General features: G+C 57.7%; 12 protein-coding genes. 5 read left to right on the top strand and 7 right to left on the bottom strand.

Annotated elements, in window-relative coordinates; genetic code table 11:
* Nucleotides 1–83: 83 nt before the first annotated feature.
* From bcsC to bcsR, 6 genes are read right to left on the bottom strand one after another with little or no spacing between them, the layout of a single operon-like run.
* Nucleotides 84–3563 (bottom strand): cellulose synthase complex outer membrane protein BcsC, encoded by a 3480-nt coding sequence (bcsC, locus tag MC50_RS07130; protein ID WP_047663561.1) that lies wholly within the window; start codon nucleotides 3561–3563, stop codon nucleotides 84–86.
* Entirely contained in the window at nucleotides 3545–4654 is a 1110-nt protein-coding gene (gene bcsZ / locus MC50_RS07135) for a cellulose synthase complex periplasmic endoglucanase BcsZ (RefSeq protein WP_047663562.1), read from the bottom strand. Before bcsZ ends, bcsC begins: the two co-directional genes overlap by 19 nt.
* Nucleotides 4655–4657: 3 nt before the next feature.
* Nucleotides 4658–7015, bottom strand: coding sequence for a cellulose biosynthesis cyclic di-GMP-binding regulatory protein BcsB (gene bcsB / locus MC50_RS07140; RefSeq protein WP_072024990.1), 2358 nt, complete (start codon nucleotides 7013–7015; stop codon nucleotides 4658–4660).
* Between the two features lie 10 nt (nucleotides 7016–7025).
* Complete coding sequence (bcsA, locus tag MC50_RS07145; RefSeq protein WP_047663564.1) at nucleotides 7026–9644, bottom strand: UDP-forming cellulose synthase catalytic subunit; 2619 nt, start codon at nucleotides 9642–9644, stop codon at nucleotides 7026–7028.
* Nucleotides 9641–10378 carry a cellulose biosynthesis protein BcsQ gene (gene bcsQ / locus MC50_RS07150; protein WP_032690337.1) on the bottom strand — a complete coding sequence of 246 codons (738 nt, stop codon included), beginning with the start codon at nucleotides 10376–10378 and terminating at the stop codon, nucleotides 9641–9643. The genes bcsA and bcsQ overlap by 4 nt, the downstream gene beginning before the upstream one ends.
* Before the next feature lie 11 nt (nucleotides 10379–10389).
* A complete protein-coding gene (bcsR, locus tag MC50_RS07155; protein WP_004868728.1) occupies nucleotides 10390–10578 on the bottom strand; it encodes a cellulose biosynthesis protein BcsR in 189 nt (62 codons plus the stop codon).
* Nucleotides 10579–10747: 169 nt separating this feature from the next.
* On the opposite strand from bcsR, the gene bcsE reads away from it, so the two are divergent.
* The 5 genes from bcsE to map all read left to right on the top strand — a co-directional run bounded on the left by bcsE (nucleotide 10748) and on the right by map (nucleotide 15362).
* On the top strand, nucleotides 10748–12304 hold the full coding sequence (gene bcsE / locus MC50_RS07160; protein WP_032698586.1) for a cellulose biosynthesis protein BcsE: 1557 nt from the start codon (nucleotides 10748–10750) through the stop codon (nucleotides 12302–12304).
* Nucleotides 12301–12498, top strand: a complete 198-nt coding sequence (bcsF, locus tag MC50_RS07165) for a cellulose biosynthesis protein BcsF (protein WP_032690335.1) — start codon at nucleotides 12301–12303, stop codon at nucleotides 12496–12498. The genes bcsE and bcsF overlap by 4 nt, the downstream gene beginning before the upstream one ends.
* Nucleotides 12495–14165 (top strand): cellulose biosynthesis protein BcsG, encoded by a 1671-nt coding sequence (gene bcsG, locus MC50_RS07170; RefSeq protein WP_047663565.1) that lies wholly within the window; start codon nucleotides 12495–12497, stop codon nucleotides 14163–14165. The genes bcsF and bcsG overlap by 4 nt, the downstream gene beginning before the upstream one ends.
* Nucleotides 14166–14383: 218 nt before the next feature.
* Complete coding sequence (locus MC50_RS07175) at nucleotides 14384–14602, top strand: ParD-like family protein (RefSeq protein WP_004868736.1); 219 nt, start codon at nucleotides 14384–14386, stop codon at nucleotides 14600–14602.
* Nucleotides 14583–15362, top strand: a complete 780-nt coding sequence (map, locus tag MC50_RS07180; protein WP_032696968.1) for a type I methionyl aminopeptidase — start codon at nucleotides 14583–14585, stop codon at nucleotides 15360–15362. The genes MC50_RS07175 and map overlap by 20 nt, the downstream gene beginning before the upstream one ends.
* Before the next feature lie 62 nt (nucleotides 15363–15424).
* Here the strand turns inward: map and MC50_RS07185 are convergent, their stop codons facing one another.
* Complete coding sequence (locus MC50_RS07185; RefSeq protein WP_032698584.1) at nucleotides 15425–16417, bottom strand: glycosyl hydrolase family 8; 993 nt, start codon at nucleotides 16415–16417, stop codon at nucleotides 15425–15427.
* Nucleotide 16418 lies beyond the last annotated feature (1 nt).

A 16418-nucleotide genomic window follows, 5' to 3' on the forward strand; every position in this document is an offset into this window, starting at 1 on the left:
TTAACAAAGACGGGCGAAGTTTGACGAGTATACGCGAACCGGCGGGTGGAGTGACGCCCGATCGCGTAATTCAGGCTATTCTGCTACCAGTCCGCGTAAGGCACCAGCGGCTGCGGCGGCATATCCATATCACCCTGCCAGCCGGCGGCCGAATAGCGCACGTAGAGCAGCGCATGGCTCGGGGTATAATCCTTCGCCTGTTGAATATCCACCGCCGCCCCCACGAACCAGTTGCCGGTGACACGTCGCTCAACCAGCGCCCGGGCAGTATAACCAAAGCCCTGGCTGCTGCTGCCTTGTTCCGTCAACTGACTGGCATCGGCCCGATAGTCCGAGGGAATCAAATTCAGCAACGGATAGCGCGGCATGGTTTTGGTACGCGAGTGCGACCAGGAGACGGATCCCCCCAGTTCCCATGACCAGTTTTCCGTACGCTGGCGCCAGGTGACCGGTACCGCGAACGAAATATACTCCTGCGGGCTATAGTAGCCGCCCTGGCCCAGGGTATAGCCGCTCAGGTCTTTGTCATAATGCCAGAGCATATTGTTCAGGCCCACCGTGACGCGGCGGTTATCTTCATTGATGACTTTATAGTAGTAACCGGTCATCCAGCGCACGCGCCAGTTGTCGGCCACGTTTTTCCCCGTGAGTCGATCGACGCCCAACGAAGACCAGACGCCGTTGGCTTCGCCCTTATCGTAGCTCATGCTCACGCCGCCGCCGTCAGCCCGGACGCCGCCCCAGGTTATCCCGGTATGGCTGCTGCTGTCTTTCTGTCCGCCAAAGGCGAGCAGCGAGCTGGAAACCGGCCGACGATGCATATTGAGGGTGTAGCCGATCGGTCCGAGATCGTTGCTGTAGCTCAGGCCGCCCACCACATCAACCACGTTAAAGCCCATCGGGGTGGTACCGATATCCGCGCTCCAGGTCTCGTTCTTCCAGCCCACCGCAACGCTGGCCCCACCGTCGGTCTGGTTTTTGCTACCGCTGGTGCAGGCAATTTCACCGCAGGTCCCCCAGTTTGGCGAATAGCTGCCGTCGCTGTTCGTTGAGAAGCTGCCGGCATCCATATTGACCAGGTCGGTGCGGAAGAACATGCGCCCGTCGGCAAGCGGCGCATCCACATGCAGCATCGTGGTGTGCGCTTTGAGATCGGAATAGCCGCCGGTACCGCTGGATCCCCAGAAATCATGTTCCAGGGTGACATTCAAATCCTGCTGGCGATAGAGATCCGCGGCATCGCTGCGGATCCCACGCTTCAGCCAGTCATCGCCGCTGTTGTTCCGGGTCAGACGGGTAAAGGCATCGTTATCCTGCGGGCGGACCGGGGTCACGCCGGAGGCCACCATGGCATCTTTATAACTCTCCAGCGCCATCTGCGGCTGGCCGTTCTGGGTCTGGAATCGGGCCGCATCGCGCAGCACCAGCGCGCTTTCCATCGACGGTGGCTGCGCTTTAGCCTGCGGGATAATACGGTTAAAAATTTGCTGCGCCTGGGTTGTATCGCCAAACCCTGCGTTCGCCAGGGCCACCCGCCGCTGCATATTGATGGAGTCGGTCTCACCGCCTTTCAGCTGGCTGACCTGCGCGCGCGCGGCATTTTTATCGCCTTCGGCAAGATAGACTTCCGCCAGTCCCAGACGGGCATCACCGTTGTCAGCCTCTTTACTCAGCACCACGTTGTACTGCGCAATCGCCGTCTGGCTATCGCCGCGTTGCTGCGCCCAGTCCGCAAGCGTAAGCTGGTAGCGAACCAACGGCGGCTGCTGTTGAAGGAGGGCGATAGCCTGTGCTTCCTGGCCGCTGTCACGCAGCTGGTTAGCCTGACGTATCACCTTATCGCTCTGTAGGCGCGCATCCAGCTCACGAATGTTATCCGTCCACTGACTGCGCGGCAGGGCAGCAAGCTGCGCCAGCGCCAGATCGTCCTGATTATTGCCGGATAAATAGAGACCCCAGGCATAAACCCGCTCGGCATCCCCCGGCCTGCGGCTGACCATATTACGCATCAGCGTATCGGCCTGTGCCTGTTCGCCTGCGCTGACTAAATCGCGGGATAAACGGTAGGTAATCCACACGCTATCCGGGTCAAGCGCCAGACGCCGACGCTGGACTTCCGCCGCCTGCGCCCAGTTGCTTTGGCTTTCCAGCGCTGCGGCCTGTTTTTCCAGTCGTTCATTGGTCAGGCTGCGCTCGATATCATCAATGCTGCGCCGCTGGGCAGGCGACAGACCGGCGATATAGGCGCTGGCTTTTTCCGGCGATTGCGCACGATAAAGATTAGCCAACCCGCGAACCGCCAGGTTGTTGCCGCGATCCATCCGCAGGGTGCGCTGATAATAGCGCTCCGCTGCGGCATTATCTTTGCGCGCTGCCGCCACATCTCCGAGCCCGAGCACCGCATAGCTATCGGTACCGTCGACTCGCTGAGCCTGCGCATAATAGTTTTGCGCCCGATCCAGCTCTCCGGCCTTCAGCGCGGTATCGCCCTGTTTGATCAACAACCAGTAGCGGTTCGTCTGGAGCAGGCTGTCCCATTTATCGCGATTCGGGCTTTTCGGATCCATCGCGATCGCTTTGTTCAGCTGTGCGACGGCACGGGCTCTGTCGCCACGCTGCGAATAGGCCTGACCCAGGGCGCCCACGGCATCGCTGTCCCGGGCATCGGCCCGTACGGCCTGCTGTAAATTGGCCACGGCCTGGGCGGGGTTGTCATTTTTAACCGCCGCCAGCCCTTCAGAACGCACGCGAAACGTCGGATCCTGCAGTTGAGTCTGCTGCTGAGCCAGCAACACGCGGGCATTCGCTGCCGATTCACCGGTTGTAAACAGGGCCAGGAAACGCTGCAGTTCCTGCACGCTGGCCCGGCTGACCGGCATATCTTTGATTTCGCTGAGCCACATATCGGCGGCAGCGCCGCGACCGGCGGCCGAACGCGACATTTGTTCTAAATAGGCAAACCCTTCCGCCGGCTTATTGTCAGCAAACATCTGTTTGGCTAACGCCGCCTGCAGGTCGGCATTGCCCGGAGAGCTGGCATCCAGCTTCTTCAGTTGAGCGACGGCTTCTTTATGTCGCGCCGGGAGACGAGCCACCAGCGCCCAGTATTCAATCGCGAGGGTCTGATCGGGCGGCACGCCGCCGAACAATTTTTCAAAGGCGGCCACGCCCTCTTCTACGCGTCCCGATACACCCAGCAGACGCGCCTGCTGAAGCTCCTGCCTCCCGTCGCCGGTGTTGAGGTTCATTTCGCTACGGGAGGATTTCAGCTCTGCGGAATCGGGGGCCAGTTTTGCCAGCCTGTCGAGCTGTTTTCTGGCGCCGTCGCTGTCGCCCTGGCGCAGCAGATAACGCATTCGCGCGGCAATTAATTGCGGATTATTCGGGTCAATCAGCTCGAGGCGATAGAGGGATTGCTTAACCAGATCTTCACGATGGCTCGCTTCGCCCAGCCGAACCTGCTCCAGCAGATGCTCCTGGGCAGGGGTTGTCGCCGCCTGCGCCACCGGCAGCAGGGCAAGCCCGAGAGACAGCGTGATAATACTTAATCTGAACTTACGCATTCCTGGTCCCAGTCAGGTCGTAATTCGCCACCCGCAGTGAAACGAAAACGATGTTGATCCCATCCCTGGCCAAAAAGAGTCAGGACCGCACTATAGTAGGCATCGGCACCTGGATAGTGGTCTGCGACGCGCTGGCGCTGTATCGCCCGGGCGTCGTCATTTTGTAAAAACGGCAGCATCGACGCGGAAAATCCGACCGGGCCGTTGCCGGTCGTTTTACCGGTTGCGATATTCGCTTTTTCCGGCGGAACGCCCTGGCGAATCGTCTGCGCTTCCATCGGTTTAAAACCAGCCAGCAGTCGCGCTTTCTGTTTATCCCCGTCATCCAGCATCCCGACCCACAGATAGACGCGGATCGCGTCGTAGCTGCCGATTATCGGTTTGTCCGCCTTCAGCTGCCAGCCTTGTCCTTTTTCGTAACGCACCCAGTCAGGGGAAAAACCTTTGGGCGCCGTCTCCAGCAGAAAACGCAGGTTGCTGTCGCGCAGTTTCAGCCAGGGGGCGCCAAAGCGGCTGAAGTAGCTGGCAAGCTGTGGCGGAAGGTAGCTGGGGTTAAAGCGCCAGCCTTTATCGTCGGCAAAGCCAACTTTGCCGGGGAGAACCATGGGTCCGAACCCCGGCACATCCGTCACTTCTTCATCGGCGATACGCGACAAGAGCGCCTTGCCCACCTCGGTGTACTGCGGCATCTGCCACAACCGCCCCGCTTCCAGCAGCGACCAGGCTATCCATAAATCGGAGTCAGACGCGGAGTTGCTGTCCAGCAAGGTCCACTCCTCATCGCTCTTTTTGCCCCACAGCCAGCCCGGCAGGTGCGCACGCAGGTCGCCCGCCGCCAGGTTGTTCTGGGTCCACTGGAACAGCTTGCCGAAAGCGTCGCGATCGTTTGCCGCCAGTGCGAAGAACAAGGCGTAGCTTTGTCCTTCGGAGGTGGTGATTTTTCGCGAATCGGCGGGATCAACCACCCGCCCTTCGCTACTCACATACTCTTTTTTAAATTGCTCCCAGGCCGGCCAGTGGCAGGCGGCGCTCACCTGCGCCGCCGCCAGCATCAGAACCGCCAGGATGACTCCGCGAATCGGGTTCATCATCGCTTACTCATCATCAAGGTGGAGACGACGACGGCTGACAATACGCAGCATGCGCCACAGCACCCAGGCCAGAAGCACAATGCTCACCGCAGCCAGAATCGCCAGCAGCACCGGGTGGCTGGACAGCGCAAACCAGATACGCTCAAACCACGGCAGGTGTCCGACATAATAGACGTCGCCCACGCGCAGGCTGTTCACCCCGGATTCACGAATCACCGACGCGGAACCAAACATCGCCGCCCGCTTACCGCTGTCGTTTAGCGCACCGTTCAGCAGCTCGTTACCGCGCGGACTGTCCGCCAGCAGCGCCACGACGCTGCGTTGATCGTAATACGGCGACTGGAAGCTGATAATGGCCGCCATTGGCCCGGAGGAGGTGATATCCGTGCGCGTATTGGGCGTTCTGGCCTCATCATCCGGATAGATGCTCGGCAGATCGTAATGGCGCATCGGCATCTTCACCCAGCTCTTTGTCGCATCGACCAGCAGGCTAATTTTGGTCTCATCTTTCAGCGCTGCCGGAATCGAGCCAATCAACAGCAGGTCGGCGTCTTTATCCTTAATTTTGTTGCCATCATCGGTGACCTGCACATTGGTAGCCGCCAGGCCAGTCTGCGCGCCGATACCGCCAACGGATTCCAGCAGCGTCGCCACCTGGCCCTCAGTCGGGGCGGATGGCACCACAATCAGCGTGTCAGCAAGGTCGGCCATCCGGCTATACGGGAAGCCCGAATTGGCAAACACGCGCAGATCCGGCATGGCAATAAAGTGGTAATACTTCGAGAAGTCGATCGTTGAATCGTCACCGATCACCACGTGGTTCTGCACCGGCTGAAAGGTAATACAGTTATCGATAGAGCCGCCCGGCATCGGGTTCATGTACTGGAAATCAAAACGCAGATGGTTGAGCGCCCCGAGGCGCAGCGCCGGGATACTGACGTTGGTCTTACCGTCCAGCAGCCCCTGCAACACCGGCAGACGCAATATTAATTTATTCACGTCCTGAGAGCTGTTCAGGCTGAAGGATTGCAGGAACTGGTCATTGAGGCTGATATCCATCCGCGAACTGTCTTTGATCGGCGGCATGGTGTAGCGATAGTTCAGCTTCATATCGATGCCGTTGGCGCGCAGCAAATAGAGATCCGGCGGCAAATTCAGCGCCACGTTAATGGAATCTGGCACCAGGCCGCTGGACTGCAGCTGCTGTTCGTAGGTTTTCAGTTCGCCGAAGGTGACTTCACGATCGGTTCGCACCCAGTTCGGCGCATCATAGGGTTTACGCGCCTGCAGCTCTTTGACGTCGTCGACCACGACGCTACTGCCGCGGAACAGAATATTGCCCTGTGCGATCCCCCTGGCGGCCCGCAGCAGATCTTTGTCATCACGGCCAAAGACCACCAGCAGCTTGACGTAAGGGTTGTCCGGATGGTCGATCATTTCGATGGTCGGCGCCTTCACCGGCGGATGTTCGCGCAGGAAGTCCGGGCGCTTATCGTTGGTCGCAAACACGATGGCGTTGCGATCCGGCAGTTTGTTAAACAGTACCGGGAACGCCTGGCCGCGCCAGCCGGCTTTACTGCCGAACCAGGAGGCCACAATCGCCGCCGCCTGCTGCTGCTGCGCATCCGGCGAGGAGGCGAAAACCATCGGCAGCGTCAGCGATCGGTTGTCCCGGGGGTCGTAGAACGGCACCGGGAAATGGGACAGATCGTTACGCACCGCCAGCGCCTGATAGGTCAGGTCCAGGTTGCTGTCACGCCCGACGTCCAGCCATAACGTACTGCTGGCCGGGTTCTCGCACACATCGCGATAATGGCCGACGAACACCAGACGCACGCGGTTAAAGTCGGTGATATACAGAGGATCGATAGGGATCTGCGCGCTGACTTTTTTACCCAGCTGCTCTTTAGTAACCGGCAGGACGCCCATCAGCTCATCATTGAGGTACACCTTCAGCTGCGACTGCACCGGCAGCAGTGAAGGGGACGGCGTATAGTCGAGATTCAGCAGGGCTTTCGTCACGACCTCATCGCTGCGCATACCAAATTCTACCGAGCCGTCGGGATGCGCCCCGCGCAGTACCATGCTGCCCGGAGGCGGGGCGATACTGGCGAAAGAGAGCTTCACGTCGCGGGTCGGAACATTCTCCATGACGACCGCCGGCGCTGGCGGTGCGGCAAGGGTTGCCGTCGGCTGGCTGTCGGCAATGACCGGGGCCGTCAGGCCCCCGTCCAGCGGATCCGTCGCCGCAGGCGCTGGCGCTGCCGCCACGACTGTCGTCGGCGCCGCAAAAGAGGCGAAGGATGACCAACCAGCCATGCCCACTGCCACTGCACAAATCAAGGAGAGTTTTCTTTTCATCGCATTATCATCATTGTTGAGCCATTTCTGGTTCCGCAGAGAGTATCGCCGCGGCACGCTCAGGCCGACGGGGAACAAACGAGACTATCCAGGCAACCAGCATGGTGAGCGAGCGGAAAATAACCTTCACCGACGGCGGCGAGAACTCCGCCAGGTGACGATATCCACGGAACCCCAGCTTCAGGATATCCAGCAGGCTTTCCATCGGTTTATCTTCCGGGAAGCTATCCTGCCAAAGCGCCCACGTATCAGCACGGGCAAACGTACACTGTACAAAATCAATATGTTGTTGATTGGTCAACGGCATCAGCTGCAAACCGACTTCGCTGCCGTTCACGCGCGCAACCCTGACCGGGAAGGCATATTCCTGCTGTCCGCGTTTGAGCAGCAGATTCACCTTTTGCCCTTCAAGCACCTGCGCCTTACCGTTAATTTTGATCCCCAGCCCGCCATCGGAATAGTCATGTACGGTACAGGAGAACAGGTGGCCATCTTCGCGCGCAATTGCCGCCGGCATGCTCATTTCGACGCGATGCGAGCGACGGACCTGCTTACTTTCCACCGAGACCGCCACCGCGCCGCCCAGGATAATCAGGTTATAGAACACCCAGACGATACTGACCCAAACGGTCAGGATCTCATTTTCCGGGCCATAGAAGTGACGCCAGACCCCAGCCGCCACGCCCACCAGGTTCAGCAGCACCAGATAGATATAGGGACGGGAAATGACCCAGTCGACATATTCGTCCTCCACCAGCCCTCCTTTCGCCGTCACGTTGAACTTACCTTTATGCGGGTTAATCAGCGCGACAAAGGTCGGCGGCGCGATATACCAGGCCAGCGTGGTTTCGTAGATTTCGCTCCAGAAAGAGTGGCGATATTTGCCCTGAATCTTCGAGTTCGTCAGGCTCGCATGAATCATATGCGGCAAGACGAAGAGCGCGATCATCAGCGCCGGCGCATAGATGATATAGGCGTGCAGCAGTAAAAATGCCAACGGCGCGACGAGGAAGATCAGCCGGGGAATGCCGGATAAAAAGTGCATCATCGCATTGACGTAACAGAGCCGCTGCGCAAACTTAAGCCCTTTACCAAACAAAGGGTTATCGAGGCGGAAAATCTGCACCATGCCACGCGCCCAGCGAATACGCTGGCCAATATGCGCTGAAAGGCTTTCGGTCGCCAGGCCGGCGGCCTGCGGAATGCGCATATAGGCGGACGTGTAGCCGCGACGGTGCAGACGCAGGGAGGTGTGGGCATCCTCGGTCACCGTTTCCACAGCGATACCGCCAATCTCATCCAGCGGGCCGCGCCGAATCACCGCGCAGGAGCCGCAGAAGAAGGTGGCGTCCCACATATCGTTGCCATCCTGCACCAGGCCATAAAACAGGGTCCCCTCGTTTGGCGTTTTCCTGAAACGTCCCAGATTGCGTTCAAACGGGTCGGGCGAGAAGAAATGGTGCGGCGTCTGCATCATCGCCAGCGCTTTCTCTTTCAGGAACCACCCCATGGTCATCTGCAGGAAAGAGCGTGTCGGCACGTGGTCGCAGTCGAAGATAGACACAAATTCGCCTTTGGCGTACTTAAGCGCGTTGTTGATATTCCCGGCCTTAGCATGCTCGTGAGTGGCGCGGGCGATGTAATGCACGCCGACGTCTTTGGCGAACTGGCGAAACTCTTCGCGCCCGCCGTCATCGAGGATCCAGATATTGAGCTTATCTTTTGGCCAGTCGATACCTTGCGACGCATAAATGGTGTTTTTCACCACGTTAAGGTCTTCATTGTAGGTGGGAACGAAAATATCCACCGTCGGCCACTCGGCCATATCTTTGGGTAACGGAACCGGCTGGCGATTCAATGGCCATATCACCTGGAAATAGCCCAGCACCAACACCAGCCAGGCATAGGTTTCAGCAAACAGCAGCACAACGCCGCACACCAGGCTGACGGGATCGTCCCAGTTCAGCGTCGAGGTATAGCGCCACCAGATGTAGCGGCAGGAGACGGTCAGCGAGAGGACAATCAGCATCAGGGCCGAAAAACGCCCGGGAATACGGCGCACCAGCAGCGCCACACCCCACAGCAACATCAGGAAAATAAACTGCGAAAGCGGGTTAAACGGCTGGGTAATACACAGCAGCGACAGCACCAGCGAGAAAGTGACCACCACGCCAAGAATCGCCTTGCGCAGTTTCGGGCTGATGTGCGCCAGCTCTTTGTGTTTATTCAGATGGGCAGTACGGCTGTTCGTCCGCTCGGGAAGCGTCTCCAGCCACTGGGTGTAGCGCCCGTGAACCCCTTTGATGGCGGCAAACGAACGCCAGTTCGCCTTTTTATCCGCCCCGGGTACATGCGTCACCAGCAGCCACAGGGACTGCAGCAGATAGCGCAGCGGATCCAGCAGCCGCGGGCGATGGGGATTAATATGCGGAAAGTAGTCACGATGGTTGTTCAGAATCGCCTGCCAGCGCGGTGTTTCCAGCGGCATCAGCGCCCAGACCAGCGACGCCCACAGGCAGCCCAGCGAGGCGGACAGCCACGATGCGCCGTGCTGGCGATAATCGCTGTAGCGTTCGCTCAGGCGTTCCGCAACCGCAGGCGCCAGGAGCAAAGTACTGAGGCGCATCATTGCGTCCCCTTGCCGGAATAGTGCAGCAAGCACCAGTTAGCGAGGGTCAGGATCTCTTCGGCGGCCAGCGAATCAGAACGATATTCCCCGAGCGGCTGCTTCGCCGCCAGACACTCCGCCATCGCCTCATCACGATGGACGGTGACCGGCAAAATACGGCGCTGGCTCTCCAGCCACAGCTGATACAAATCTTCCTGTAGCTGGCTGCCGACGCGCAGATCGTTAATCAGAATATCGCCCTTCGCCGGCAGCGCCTGTTGATGCAGGCGAATATGGCTGTTGCCATCCGGATGCACCACCACCAGCGTGCGATCGCAGGCGCTAAGCAGCGAACGAGTCAGCGGGGAATAACCTTCCGGTAAATCCAGCAGCAGCCAACGATGATCGCCCTGCTGTTCCAGTTTCTCCACCATGCCGACAAACGATTCCAGCAGCGGATAGAGCTTATCAACGTTCTCTCTTTCACCGGGCGAGAGCAGACCAAAAGGCAAAATATCGATATGCGAGGTATAACGGATGCCGGCGTCACGCCAGTCGCCTCCGTCAATTAACGCGCGTGCCCAACCGTCGCGATGCGTCGCATCAACGTTGAAAAAATAGCGCAGCATATTATCCGGGCTGGCGTCGATCGCCAGAACCGTCTCCCCGAGGAGCTGTAACGCCCAGGCGAGCGCGGCGGTAATCGACGTGGTGCCCACGCCACCGCGGATACCCTGTAATCCAAGAATAGCCATCGACGGCGTCCTTACTTTTTCTCTGCGAGTTCCGCCAATAGTGGCCAGCGTTTCAGCGCCGCGGCTAACTGCTCGCGCCGGGAAATGTCGTGGTAATCAATTTCGGGCAGGGAAAATGCCCGGCTTAACGCCAGGAAATCATTTTGAAAGGTGTAACCCAGCGTTGCATCTGAGGGTACTGAAGGCTCTTTTCCCGGCATTTCGCTGTCCATTCAAAAAACACATAAATAAAACCCGATGTATAATAGGCTCAATCTCAAGTCACCTATATATGCTAAAACTGATACCCTTTAAATTCAATGTTAGGTTTACTCTGACGCTTTCGCTAGTAAACTGATCCAGTATGAATCAGGGCTGACGAGGAACGACGTGAATATCGTTTATACTTTAGGTATTTCATCATTATGGGACGAGGTCTGCCATATGCCCGTCGGGGGCGTGTGGTGGCTTAACGTCGATCGCTATCCTGACGCGGTAAGCCTGCTCAATCAAACCCTGGCGGCCCAGGATAAAGAGTGTAAAGTCGCCGCCATCGTCATGGGTGAGAAACCAAATAAAATCATATCATTAAAAAAAGATCGCGGCCCGGAAAAAGTGGCGTTATTCAGCATGCCAGACCTGACGGCCGGGCTGGAAGAAATGCATCGTGATTTACTCTGCTCGATCGATCCGGCCAATTACTTTTTTATTTTGCTGTGCGCCGAAAATGCATGGAAAAACATAAAAAGTGAGAAAATAAGCGCATGGGTTGAAAAATCTCATCAATGGGCTAAATACCATAAGTGTTCGTTATTAATTCTTAATTCAGATAATGATATAGACAAGCAACTCTCGCCATTATTACACGAGTATCGCGCGCTTTCCGGGCTGGCGAGCATTCGTTATCAGGGCGATAGTTTTCTGTATGATATTGCCTGGTGGGGCAGCGAAAAAGGAATGAGCGCCCAGCAACAGCTGACGGTAATTCAGGATGACGACGGCTGGCGACTGGCTGAAGAAGAAGAGGCCACGGTGCAGCCGCGCAGCGATGAGAAGGTCGTCCTGAGTAACCTGCGAGTCCTGGAAGGGGCGCCTGCCCTGTCTGAATACTGGACGCTGTTTGATACCAATGACGGCGTGTTTAATGCCGCCCGCACCGCGCAGGCGGCAACGCTGTTATTTTCCGTGACGCAGAACGAACAAATTGAGCAACTGGGCCGCTATATTCACACGCTGCGCCGGCAGCGCGGCAGCGCGTTGAAAATTGTCGTCCGCGAACAGCTACCCAGCCTGCGAACTACCGATGAGCGACTGCTACTCAGCAGCGGCGCGAATATGGTGATCCCCTTCAGCGCCCCGCTTTCCCGCTGCCTGACGTTAGTGGAAAGCGTGCAAAAACAGAAGTTCACCCGCCATATTCCGGAAGAGTTCGCCACCCTGCTGACCTGGAGTCAGCCGCTTAAACTACGCGGCTACCAAAAGTGGGGAGATTTCTGCGCCGCGGTACATAACATTATGACCAACACCATGCTGCCTGCGGACAGCAAAGGGGTGATGGTGGCGCTGCGCCCGGCGCCGGGGCTGCGCGTCGAGCAAGCGCTGACGCTGTGCCGGCCGAACCGTATGGGCGATATCATGACGATCGGTAACAACCGATTAGTGCTGTTTCTGTCGTTTTGTCGCGTAAACGACCTGGACACCGCGCTAAACCATATTTTCCCGTTGCCCACCGGCGATATTTTTTCGAACCGCATGGTCTGGTTTGAAGATAAACAAATCACGGCGGAAATTGGGCTGATGCGGGGTATTTCGCCGGCGCAGTGGAACACGCCGCTGCCTATTACGATGGAGAAAAACACCCCCATTAACGCGGCCCATGACGGACGCAGCTGGCGACGTATTCCGCAGCCGCATCGTTTGTCTACCGACAGGGAGAAAACGTCATGATGTCCATCAGTGATATTCTTCAGCTGATCGTACTATGTGCCCTGCTGTTTTTTCCGCTGGGATATCTGGCGCGCCATTATCAGCGCCGAATTCGCACCACCTTACGCTTAATGTTCTTTAAACCTCGTTATGTCAAACCGGCTGGCGTATTACGCCGGGAAGCAACAACTCAGCAAGGCAAACTGAATAAATGACGAATCCAAAAACTAATGCGACGCCGCTGCCGCTGTGGCAATACTGGCGTGGCCTGGCCGGTTGGAATTTTTACTTCCTGGTGAAGTTTGCGCTGCTTTGGGCGGGATATCTTAATTTTCATCCCATGCTCAACCTGGTCTTTCTCGCGTTTTTACTGGTCCCGCTGCCAAAATATAAACTGCACCGCCTGCGGCACTGGATTGCTATTCCGATCGGCATCGGATTGTTCTGGCATGATACCTGGCTACCGGGGCCGGAAAGTATTTTCAGCCAGGGCTCACAGCTTGCTGGCTTCAGCGCCGGTTATATCTGGGACCTGATCACCCGCTTTATTAACTGGAATATGGTCGGCGCCTTCTTCCTGCTGCTGGTACTGTGGATGTTCATCAGCCAGTGGCTGCGCGTCACGGTGGTGGTCTCCGCGATTATGGTGTGGCTGGCGATCAGCCCACTGCTTCCGGCCTTTACCTTATGGCCCGTGGGCCAACCGACGGCAGCGGCGACCACCGCGAAGACTACCACCGCGACGATGGCGCCGGCGAGCACCTCGGCCGCCGGCGGCGATATTCCGGCCCAGACCGAACCGCCCACCTCGGCGAATTTGACCAACTGGCTGAACGCGTTCTACGCCTCAGAACAGAAGCGTAAAACGCCGTTCCCGGATCAGCTGCCGGCCGATGCCCAGCCGTTTGACCTGCTGGTTATCAACATTTGCTCGCTATCATGGTCCGATATCGAAGCCGCCGGGCTGATGGATCATCCGCTGTGGAAGCATTTTGATATTGTGTTCAAAAACTTTAACTCGGTGACCTCCTACAGCGGCCCGGCGGCGGTACGACTGCTGCGCGCAAGCTGTGGCCAGCTGTCGCATTCGAACCTCTATCAACCGTCGGGCAGCAACTGTTACCTGTTCGAAAATCTGGCAAAACTCGGCTTTACCCAACAGCTGATGCTCGGCCACAACGGCCTGTTCGGCGACTTCCTGAAAGAGGTGCGCAGCTTAGGCGGGATGCAAAGTCCGCTGATGGATCAAACGGGGCTGCCGGTCAGTCTGCAGGCTTTTGATGGCTCGCCGGTCTATGACGACTTAGCGACCCTCAACCGCTGGCTGGAAACCGAAAATAAACAGGGTAACGCCCGCAACGCCACCTTCTATAACACTCTGCCGCTGCACGACGGCAACCACTTCCCGGGCCAGAGCAAAACGGCGGATTACAAAGTTCGCGCGCAGAAACTCTTCGACGAGCTGGACAGCTTCTTTACCGCGCTGGAAAAATCGGGCCGTAAAGTGATGGTCGTGGTCGTACCGGAGCACGGCGGCGCGCTGAAGGGCGACAAAATGCAGGTTTCCGGCCTGCGTGATATCCCGAGTCCGTCCATTACCAACGTACCGACGGCGGTGAAATTTTTCGGCATGAAGGCACCGCATCAGGGCGCCCCGCTGATTATCGACCAGCCAACCAGCTATCTGGCGGTGTCGGAGCTGGTGGTGCGCGCGCTGGACGGCAAGATGTTTACCGAAGATAACGTGGACTGGCAGCAGTACACCGCCAACCTGCCGCAAAGCGCCGCGGTATCGGAAAACGCCAACGCCATCGTTCTGCAGTACCAGGGGAAACCTTACGTTCAACTGAACGGCGGAAGCTGGGTACCGTACCCGCAATAACCCCGCCAATGGCCGCAGGGGCGTTCCCTGCGGCCATGATGCGCCAGTAGTCAACTGCCCCTCGCCTCCTCGTTAGTCTCCCGGTGAAACCGCCAACGACCGCACAGGGTCGCTATCTCTGATGGCGTACTCCAGACGACCGTCGCTGGCAAAAAACGCCGTGACAGCGTTCGCCTGGGGCTATACGATATATATATGAATCATTACGGAACATATATATGGGAATCGTAAAAATCTCCGACCTGCTGCATGACGACATCCGCGACGCCAGCAAGGCCATGTCACGCTCAGTGAATGCTCAGGCGGAATACTGGATTCGGCTTGGGATGATGAGCGAACTCTACCCGGAGCTTAACCACCAGCAAATCAAGATGATGATGCTTAAATCGGGATCCGATCGTTTACTGGAGGTGATCAATGCCATCAATTCCCATTAAAACGGCGGACGAATTAGCCCGACAGCGCCGGGCAGGCGCGCTGCTGGCCTCGGTGTTCGACATGCTGGATAAGCATATTCAGCCCGGCATAACCACCATGGAGATCAACAACCTGGCGGAAGCGTTTATCGTCAACCAGCTCCATTCCCGACCGGCCAGCAAAGGGCAATACGATTATCCTTTCGTCTTAAATACCTCGGTGAATGAAGTGGTGTGCCACGGTATGCCAAAAGAAACGGAGCATCTGAAGTCAGGCGCGATCGTCAACGTCGACATTACGCTGGAAAAAGATGGTCTGATTGCGGACTCCAGCAAAATGTACTTAATCGGCGACGTTTCGCCGCTGGCCCGTCGACTGGTGAAGAAAACGTATGAAGCGATGTGGAAAGGTATCAAGGTTGTCAGGCCCGGCGCCACGCTGGGTGATATCGGCCATGCGATTCAGAGCTATGTTGAAAGCAACGGCTACAGCGTCGTACGCGAGTATTGCGGTCACGGTGTCGGGCAAGAGATGCATGAAGAGCCTCAGGTGCTGCACTACGGCAAGCCGGGTGAAGGCGCCGTGCTGCGAGAGGGCATGGTTTTTACCATCGAACCGATGGTCAACCAGGGCGATAGCCGGACAAAAATCAAGAAGGATGGCTGGACCGTGGTGACCCGCGATAAGAAGCTCTCGGCGCAGTGGGAACACACCGTGGCCGTCACCGCCGACGGCGTAGAAGTCCTGACGCTACGCGAGGACGAAATTATCCCGTTCTGAGCCGTTCCGGCTGTCGATATCGCCTTCAGCACGCCAGAGCGCGCCTGGCGAAGGCGCTAACATTACCGATCGCGCCCTGCCAGCCAGACCAGCAGTTTCAGGCTGGCGGAGTAGTAATCATCCTGGGCGGTAATTTGCGGATCCTCCGCCGTCTCGCCCATGGTCAGATCGCGCACCGCCAGCAGGCCGCCGGTCATAAACCACGGGGAGACGTTATTGGTGCTGACGTTAATCCACGCGGGCGTTTGCAGCCGCGGATAGCTCTGGAACCAGTTTTTCCACGGCGTCAGCAGAGGGCTCTGCGGATCGGCCCAGGTGAGATACAGCGGGATACGAATCGCGTCATAGCTCATCCGCGGCGGCCACTCTTTCGCCGGCTCCATCTTACCGTCAGCTTTCAGCGCAACCCAGTCGGTAGGGAGCTGGGTTTTGCCCCATGCCATTTTACCCAGTAGCGTCTGACCATCGCTTTGCAGCTTACGCCAGGCGATCAGATGCGTACGCTCAGCAAACGCCTGCCATGCCGGGAAGATAAAGTAGGAGGGGTTAAGATTGAGATGGTCATTGCGGTTGAAGCCTTTGGCGCCCGGCATCATGACCTGATATCCGGCAAAGGTCACCACCGTATTTTTCAGCAGCGAAGCGGTAATGGCATCAGACGCGTTGCCGTAGGATTTGTCCCCCCACTGTTGCTGTGCGCGCAGCAGCGCCCATGCAATCAGGGTATCGCCGTCGGTGGCATCGTTCTTATCGGCGACAGGGTCCGGCGCCACGGGGTTATAGCGCCAGTAAAAGAGCCCGTTGTCTTTATTGCGTAGCGTTTTATCGGTCCATTGCCATAGCTTGTCGAAGGCCGGTCGATCGTTTTTCGCGACCGCCAGCAGCATCGCGAATCCCTGGCCTTCGGTATGCGAAACGTTACCGTTGCCCGTATCCACAATGCGCCCGTCAGCCATCATAAAACGCGATTTATAGCTTTCCCAGGCGGCGTCTGCCCACGCGCGGGGCAGCACCATCATCGTCACCATGACTGCGATTACAGCACGCAAAGACATA

Origin of the sequence: Klebsiella planticola (assembly GCF_000783935.2) — a bacterium.
Lineage (GTDB): Bacteria > Pseudomonadota > Gammaproteobacteria > Enterobacterales > Enterobacteriaceae > Klebsiella > Klebsiella planticola.

Coding starts and splice junctions, on each gene's coding strand:
- bcsC (WP_047663561.1), bottom strand. CDS start 3,563: ATGCGTAAGTTCAGATTAAGTATTATCACGCTGTCTCTCGGGCTTGCC.
- bcsZ (WP_047663562.1), bottom strand. CDS start 4,654: ATGATGAACCCGATTCGCGGAGTCATCCTGGCGGTTCTGATGCTGGCG.
- bcsB (WP_072024990.1), bottom strand. CDS start 7,015: ATGAAAAGAAAACTCTCCTTGATTTGTGCAGTGGCAGTGGGCATGGCT.
- bcsA (WP_047663564.1), bottom strand. CDS start 9,644: ATGATGCGCCTCAGTACTTTGCTCCTGGCGCCTGCGGTTGCGGAACGC.
- bcsQ (WP_032690337.1), bottom strand. CDS start 10,378: ATGGCTATTCTTGGATTACAGGGTATCCGCGGTGGCGTGGGCACCACG.
- bcsR (WP_004868728.1), bottom strand. CDS start 10,578: ATGCCGGGAAAAGAGCCTTCAGTACCCTCAGATGCAACGCTGGGTTAC.
- bcsF (WP_032690335.1), top strand. CDS start 12,301: ATGATGTCCATCAGTGATATTCTTCAGCTGATCGTACTATGTGCCCTG.
- bcsG (WP_047663565.1), top strand. CDS start 12,495: ATGACGAATCCAAAAACTAATGCGACGCCGCTGCCGCTGTGGCAATAC.
- MC50_RS07175 (WP_004868736.1), top strand. CDS start 14,384: ATGGGAATCGTAAAAATCTCCGACCTGCTGCATGACGACATCCGCGAC.
- map (WP_032696968.1), top strand. CDS start 14,583: ATGCCATCAATTCCCATTAAAACGGCGGACGAATTAGCCCGACAGCGC.
- MC50_RS07185 (WP_032698584.1), bottom strand. CDS start 16,417: ATGTCTTTGCGTGCTGTAATCGCAGTCATGGTGACGATGATGGTGCTG.